Annotated in this window: 5 protein-coding genes; 2 read left to right on the top strand and 3 right to left on the bottom strand. The window is 64.9% G+C overall.

Features of this window, described 5'->3' with window-relative positions:
• Nucleotides 1-32: 32 nt before the first annotated feature.
• On the bottom strand, nt 33-581 hold the full coding sequence (locus VDP82_RS11940; RefSeq protein WP_323015071.1) for a DUF1643 domain-containing protein: 549 nt from the start codon (nt 579-581) through the stop codon (nt 33-35).
• A complete protein-coding gene (gene folD, locus VDP82_RS11935) occupies nt 578-1,480 on the bottom strand; it encodes a bifunctional methylenetetrahydrofolate dehydrogenase/methenyltetrahydrofolate cyclohydrolase FolD (protein ID WP_323015070.1) in 903 nt (300 codons plus the stop codon). The genes VDP82_RS11940 and folD overlap by 4 nt, the downstream gene beginning before the upstream one ends.
• 349 nt (nt 1,481-1,829) lie before the next feature.
• Between folD and VDP82_RS11930 the strand changes: the two genes are divergently transcribed.
• Nucleotides 1,830-3,305 (top strand): AMP nucleosidase, encoded by a 1,476-nt coding sequence (locus VDP82_RS11930; protein WP_323015069.1) that lies wholly within the window; start codon nt 1,830-1,832, stop codon nt 3,303-3,305.
• A gap of 71 nt (nt 3,306-3,376) precedes the next feature.
• Here the strand turns inward: VDP82_RS11930 and aqpZ are convergent, their stop codons facing one another.
• Nucleotides 3,377-4,063: an aquaporin Z gene (gene aqpZ / locus VDP82_RS11925; protein ID WP_323015068.1), complete on the bottom strand. Its 687-nt coding sequence runs from the start codon at nt 4,061-4,063 to the stop codon at nt 3,377-3,379.
• Between the two features lie 423 nt (nt 4,064-4,486).
• On the opposite strand from aqpZ, the gene uvrA reads away from it, so the two are divergent.
• Nucleotides 4,487-6,852: excinuclease ABC subunit UvrA (uvrA, locus tag VDP82_RS11920; RefSeq protein ID WP_323015067.1), on the top strand; the 2,366-nt coding region annotated here is incomplete at its 3' end.

Raw genomic sequence — 6,852 nt, 5'->3', positions numbered from 1 at the left:
CGGCATGGGCCAGCGCTAGGCCGCGCCGGGCGCTACCCCGGAAACGGCACCAGTGGCGTATCGGCGCGCAGATAGAGCGGGTGCTTGGGCGAGCCGTCGGCATTGGTGCCGAAGCACCACAGATCGATGCCCTCGCCGCGCAGCCGCAGGACGATCTCGCGCCCTGCCGGGGCCAGCGCGCGGTTGAGCTTGCCGTGGCATAGCACCACGCGCCCGGCTCCCAGCGCCGCCTCTTCTATGGCCGGAATATTGGCCGGCGACACCGCTTCGACGCCCGGCGCCAGCAGCATTTTGGGGTCGGTGGCGCGATAATCCCCGACATTGGCCTTCACCATGCCCGAAAAGCCCTCGCGCCGGGCGAAATTCCATTCCCGCGCGCAGGTGGGATCGTCCACGCTGGCATCGGCCGTCGAGGGATTCATGCCGATAAAGAGAATATAGCGGCTGGGAAACTCCGCCCCCAGCCAGCGGCGCATGATCTGGCGATAGAGCCCGTCCGGGCTCATCACCGCGTCCCCCTTCACCCCTTCGCCCAGGCGCAGGCGCACCTTGCCGCCCGGGTCATGCGCCAGATCCGTCATGCCGTCAGGTCGCTGGGCGGCACCAGCCCGTGGATCAGCGAGGCGGTGGTGACGGTATTGGCCAGGAGGCAGGCGATGGTCATCGGGCCGACCCCGCCCGGCACCGGCGTGATGGCGCCGGCCACATCCGCGGCTTCCCCATAGGAGACGTCGCCCACCAGCCGCGTCTTGCCGGGGCCCTTTTCCGGGGCGTCGATGCGGTTGATGCCCACATCGATCACCGTCGCGCCGGGCTTGATCCAGTCGCCGCGCACCATTTCGGGGCGGCCCACCGCCGCCACCACGATATCGGCCTGCCGCACGATTTCGGGCAGGTTCCTGGTGCGCGAATGCGCCACCGTCACCGTGCAGTTCTCGCGCAGCAGCAACTGCATCATCGGCTTTCCAACCAGATTAGAGCGCCCGATGATGACGGCATTGAGCCCGGCGAGGCTCCCCAACTGGTCGCGCAGCAGCATAAGGCACCCCAGCGGCGTGCACGAGACCGGGCCGGGCAGCCCGATCTGCACCTTGCCCACATTGGCCGGGGTGAAACAGTCCACATCCTTGGCCGGATCGATCGCCTCGATCACCTTGACCGGGTCGATCTGTTCGGGCACCGGCAATTGCACCAATATGCCATGAACCTTTGGGTCGGCATTGAGCCGGGCGACCAGCGCCAGCAATTCGGCTTCCGAGGTGTCGGCGGGCAATTCATGCTTGAACGAGGCCATGCCGACCTCGGCGGTCTGCTTGGCCTTGTTGGCCACATAGACCTGGCTGGCCGGGTCATGCCCCACGATCACCACGGCCAGGCCAGGGGTAATTCCGTGCTCGGCCTTGAGGCGGTCGACATGGCCGGCGATGCGGGCGCGCAGCCCTTCCGCGAAACTTTTGCCGTCGATGATCTTTGCTGCCATGGAAGCCTCCGGGGGATGAGCGCCGCAGCAATAGAAAATGCCGGCCCCGCCGTCCATGCTTGAAGGCAAAATAAAAGGGCCGCGACGCCATCTCTGGCGTCACGGCCCCTGGGAGTGCCTGCCTGCCGCGCTGTTGAGGGCTTGGGGGACAAGCGGCCTGCGGAACTTCCCCTCGCTCACCGGTTGCATGGGTCGCTTGCCGTGCCAGTGAACTGCACACAAGATGGGGGGAAATTGCGGCAAGAAAAGTACGCATCACCACGATGTGATGACACCGTCGCAAATGCCTGCGCAGTTGATGCGTGGCGTCGAAGCTGGCATTGGAAGAGCCACGCAAGGATAAGTGTTCATGACCGTCATCAGCCCGCCCCGTCTCGACAAGCAGTCCTTCACCGATCCGGCCGAGGCCTGGCAATATCTGGCCTGGCTCTACCACCGCAATACCGGCTTCATCCGCGACTCCCTCAAGGCGCTGGCCGCGGGCGAGGTGCCGGCGGGCCGGGTGCGCGCCTGCTATCCGCAGGTGGAAGTGCGCTCCACCAGCTATTCGCGCCACGAGAGCACCCTGCCCTATGGCTATCTGCACACCCCCGGGCTTTACCGCACCACGGTCACGGCACCCGATCTGTTCAAGGGCTATTACCAGGAGCAGTTCGCCGTCATCCTCGCCAATCATGGCGGCAGCATCGATGTGGGCGAATCGGAAACCCCCATTCCGCTGCATTTCGCCATGCCGGCCAATGAGCGCATCGATGGCGAGGCGCTCAACGCCCTCAACATCCCGCTGCGCGACCTGTTCGACGCGCCCGACCTGGCCAATACCGACGACGAGATCGCCAACGGCACCTATGTGCCCCCGCGCGGCGGGCCCTACCCGCTTTCCGCCTTCACCGCGCCGCGCGTCGACTATTCGCTGTTCCGGCTGGCCCACTACACCGGCACCGACGCGCAGCACTTCCAGAATTTCGTGATCTTCACCAATTACGCCTTCTACATCGACGAATTCTGCCGCATGGCGAAAGCCTATATGCAGGAAGGCCATCCCCATTACGAAAGCTTCATCGAGCCGGGCAATGTGGTGACCGACAACGCCCTGCGCGGCGGCAATATCGCCGGCACCGCCCCGGTGCGCGCGCCGCAGATGCCGGCCTATCACCTGACCGCCGCCAAGGGCCGGGGCATCACCATGGTCAATATCGGCGTCGGCCCGTCCAACGCCAAGACCATCACCGACCATATCGCCGTGCTGCGCCCGCATGTCTGGATCATGCTCGGCCATTGCGCCGGCCTGCGCAATTCGCAGGAACTGGGCGATTACGTGCTGGCCAATGCTTATATGCGCGAGGACCATGTGCTCGATGCCGACCTGCCGCTGACCGTGCCGGTGCCGGCGCTGGCCGAGGTGCAGGTGGCGCTGGAGCAGGCGGTGGAGGAAATCACCCACACCGCTGGCGTCGAAACCAAGAAGATCATGCGCACCGGCACGGTCGCCACCTTCGACAACCGCAATTGGGAATTGCGCGACCAGTCCGAGATCGTGCGCCAGCTCAGCCAGTCGCGCTCCGTGGCGCTGGACATGGAAAGCGCCACCATCGCCGCCAACGGCTTCCGCTTCCGCGTGCCCTACGGCACGCTGCTTTGCGTCTCCGACAAGCCCCTGCATGGGGAATTGAAACTGCCGGGCATGGCCTCGGATTTTTATCGCACCCAGGTGAGCCGGCATTTGCAGATCGGGCTGCGGGCGATGGAAATCCTGCGCGACGAGCCGGCGGAGCGCCTGCATTCGCGCAAATTGCGCAGCTTCGCCGAAACCGCCTTCCAGTAGCAAGGCCATGGCGCCGCCCCCAGGGGCAGCGCCATTCTACAATAGGGGTGTGGGGCTATTCGCCCCGCTCCTCAGTCGCGTTCCAGCAGCGCCTTCCACAGCAGCCCGCCCAGCGCCGCGCCGATCAGCGGGGCGACGATGAACAGCCACACCTGCCCCAGCGCGCCCGTCTCTGCGAACAGCGCGGCGGCGATGGAGCGGGCCGGATTGACCGAGGTATTGCTGACCGGAATGCCGATCAGGTGGATCAGCGTCAGCCCCAGGCCGATGGCGATGCCGGCAAAGCCCGCCGGCGCCAGCTTCGATGTCGCCCCCAGGATGATTAGCACGAAGAAGCCGGTGAGCACGATTTCGGCCACCAGCACCGCGATCATGCTGTAGCCGCCGGGCGAGAGCGCGTCATAGCCATTGGAGGCGAAGCCCCCGGCGACGAAATCGGGCTTGCCCGAGGCGATGGCGAACAGCACCGCCGCCCCCAGCGCCCCGCCCACCACCTGCGCGGCCCAATAGGGCGCCAGGTCCTTGTAGGCGAACCTGCCGGCCACGGCGAGGCCGAGCGACACGGCCGGGTTGAAATGCCCGCCCGAAATGCCGCCCACGGCATAGACCATGGTCAGCACGGTCAGCCCGAAGGCCAGCGCCACGCCAAGATAGCCGATGCCCACATCGGGTACGCCCGCCGCCAGGACGGCCGCGCCGCACCCGCCGAATACAAGCCAGAACGTGCCGAATGCTTCGGCCCAAACTCGCCTCATCATTTTCAAAAAACTCCCCAAGCCTATGATTCTTGCCCCCGACTGTAACAAGCACACGCCTTCCCCCCGATAGTCAACCGCAATACTGTTCTTCAGGTGACGAAGACATAGCTCAGCCTCTCCCTCGAGGCAGGGCTATCGGATATGGGTTGTGGCACGATAAAGCCGCAACCGCCGGGCGGCACCTCCCCCGTGACGGGGAGGTTAGGAGGGGGTGTCCTTCCAAGCGCCCAGGACATCCGCCCACCCCTCCTGCCAGCTCCTGTCAGCACCCTGCCCTATCTCACCCTTGACCTCAGCCGCTTTGTTCTGTTTACGTTCACATGATTTGCGCAACGGGTGTTGACTTGCAGGCGGGCCGGGGGAGGCTTATCTCTGGGCCTGCCCGCCGCCCCTCCCCGCCGCGGCACGCCAATGGACCCAAGCATGACCGACAAGCCCAGCCAGAACCGCGAGATCATTGTGCGCGGCGCCCGCGAGCATAATCTCAAGGGAATCGACCTCAAGCTGCCGCGCGACAGCCTGATCGTGATGACGGGGCTGTCCGGTTCGGGCAAATCCTCGCTCGCCTTCGACACCATCTATGCCGAGGGCCAGCGCCGCTATGTGGAATCGCTGTCCGCCTATGCCCGGCAGTTCCTCGAAATGATGCAGAAGCCGGACGTGGAACATATCGAGGGCCTGTCGCCGGCCATTTCCATCGAGCAGAAAACCACGTCGCGTAACCCGCGCTCTACCGTTGGCACCGTCACCGAGATCTACGACTATCTGCGCCTGCTTTACGCCCGCGTCGGCATTCCCTATTCGCCCGCCACCGGCCTGCCCATCGAGAGCCAGACCGTCAGCCAGATGGTCGATCGCACGCTGGATCTGCCCGAGGGCACGCGCCTCTATTTGCTCGCCCCCATCGCGCGCGGCCGCAAGGGCGAATACAAGAAGGAACTGGCCGATTTGATGCGCAAGGGCTTCCAGCGCGTCAAAATCGACGGCGAGTATCACGAGATCGAGGACGCCCCGGCGCTCGACAAGAAATTCAAGCACGACATCGAGGTGGTGGTCGACCGCCTTGTGGTTGCTCCCGATATCGCCGGGCGGCTGGCCGAGAGTTTCGAGACGGCGCTGAAGCTGGCCGAGGGCATCGCGCTGATCGAATTTGCCGACGAGAAGAACGAGGATGGCACGCCGCGCCAGATCACATTCTCGGAAAAATTCGCCTGCCCGGTGTCCGGCTTCACCATTGCCGAGATCGAGCCGCGCCTGTTCTCCTTCAACAATCCCTTCGGCGCCTGCCCTGTCTGCGACGGACTGGGCACCGAGCAGAAGATCGACCCCGATCAGGTGGTGCCCGACCCCACCCTTTCCCTGCGCGATGGCGCCATATTGCCCTGGGCCAAGACCAGCGCGCCCTATTACCAGCAGACGCTGCAAGCGGTAGTGAAGCATTTCGGCGCCTCCACCGGCACCGCCTGGAACGAGCTGCCCTTCGATGTGCAGCACGCCGTGCTTTATGGCACCGACAGGACCAAGATCGAATTCGTCTATGACGACGGGTTGCGCCAATACCGCACCACCAAGGCCTTTGAAGGCGTCATCGGTAATCTCGAGCGGCGCTACAAGGAGACCGAGAGCGCCGGCATGCGCGAGGAGATCGAGAAATACATGTCGGCCAAGCCCTGCGTCGCCTGTGGCGGCTACCGGCTCAAGCCCGAGGCGCTGGCGGTCAAGATCGATGGCCTGCATGTCGGCCAGGTCACCGAAAAATCCATCCGCGACGCCCTTTCCTGGTTCCAGGCCCTGCCCGATACGCTGACCGCCAATCAGCGCACCATCGGCGAGCGCATCCTCAAGGAAATCCGCGAGCGGCTGAATTTCCTCGTCGATGTCGGGCTCGACTATCTCTCCATGGCGCGCAATTCCGGCACGCTGTCGGGCGGCGAGAGCCAGCGCATTCGCCTGGCCAGCCAGATCGGCTCGGGCCTTACCGGCGTGCTCTATGTGCTCGACGAGCCCTCCATCGGCCTGCATCAGCGCGATAATGCCCGCCTGCTCGAAACCCTGCAAAGGCTGCGCGACCTGGGCAATACCGTCATCGTGGTCGAGCATGACGAGGACGCCATCCTCACCGCCGACTACGTGGTCGATATCGGCCCCGGCGCCGGTGTGCATGGCGGCGAGATCGTCGCCGAGGGCACCCCGCAGGACATTCTCAACCACCCCGATTCCCTCACCGGCAAATATCTTTCCGGCCGCATGGGCATCGCCATGCCCGCCGAGCGGCGCGAGGGAAAAAAGGGCAAGACCCTCTCCATCCGCGGCGCCACCGGCAATAATCTGAAGAATGTCTCGGTCGACGTGCCCCTGGGCACCTTTATCGCCATCACCGGCGTTTCCGGCGGCGGCAAGTCGACCCTGATGATCGACACCATGTACCAGGCCATCGCCCGGCGCCTCAACGGTGCCCGCGTCGTCCCGGCCCCGCACGAATCCCTCACCGGCCTCGAATTTCTCGACAAGGTCATCGATATCGACCAGAGCCCCATCGGGCGCACCCCGCGCTCCAATCCGGCCACCTATACCGGGGCCTTCACCCCGTTGCGCGAATGGTTCGCCGGCCTGCCGGAAGCGAAAGCCCGCGGTTACGGGCCGGGGCGTTTCTCCTTCAACGTCAAGGGCGGCCGCTGCGAGAAATGCGAAGGCGATGGCGTCCTCAAGATCGAGATGCACTTCCTGCCCGACGTCTACGTGCCCTGCGACGTGTGCAAGGGCAAGCGCTACAATCGCGAGACGCTGGA

It is taken from the genome of Devosia sp. (assembly GCF_034675085.1).
In the GTDB taxonomy this organism is placed as follows: Bacteria; Pseudomonadota; Alphaproteobacteria; order Rhizobiales; family Devosiaceae; genus Devosia.
Note: the sequence above shows the minus strand (reverse complement) of the source record. Positions and strands in the feature narration are given on the sequence as shown.

What these genes read in the sequence shown, in the direction of transcription:
- VDP82_RS11940 (WP_323015071.1), bottom strand. Translation starts at nt 581, where the DNA reads ATGACGGATCTGGCGCATGACCCGGGCGGCAAGGTGCGCCTGCGCCTG.
- aqpZ (WP_323015068.1), bottom strand. Translation starts at nt 4,063, where the DNA reads ATGATGAGGCGAGTTTGGGCCGAAGCATTCGGCACGTTCTGGCTTGTA.
- VDP82_RS11930 (WP_323015069.1), top strand. Translation starts at nt 1,830, where the DNA reads ATGACCGTCATCAGCCCGCCCCGTCTCGACAAGCAGTCCTTCACCGAT.
- folD (WP_323015070.1), bottom strand. Translation starts at nt 1,480, where the DNA reads ATGGCAGCAAAGATCATCGACGGCAAAAGTTTCGCGGAAGGGCTGCGC.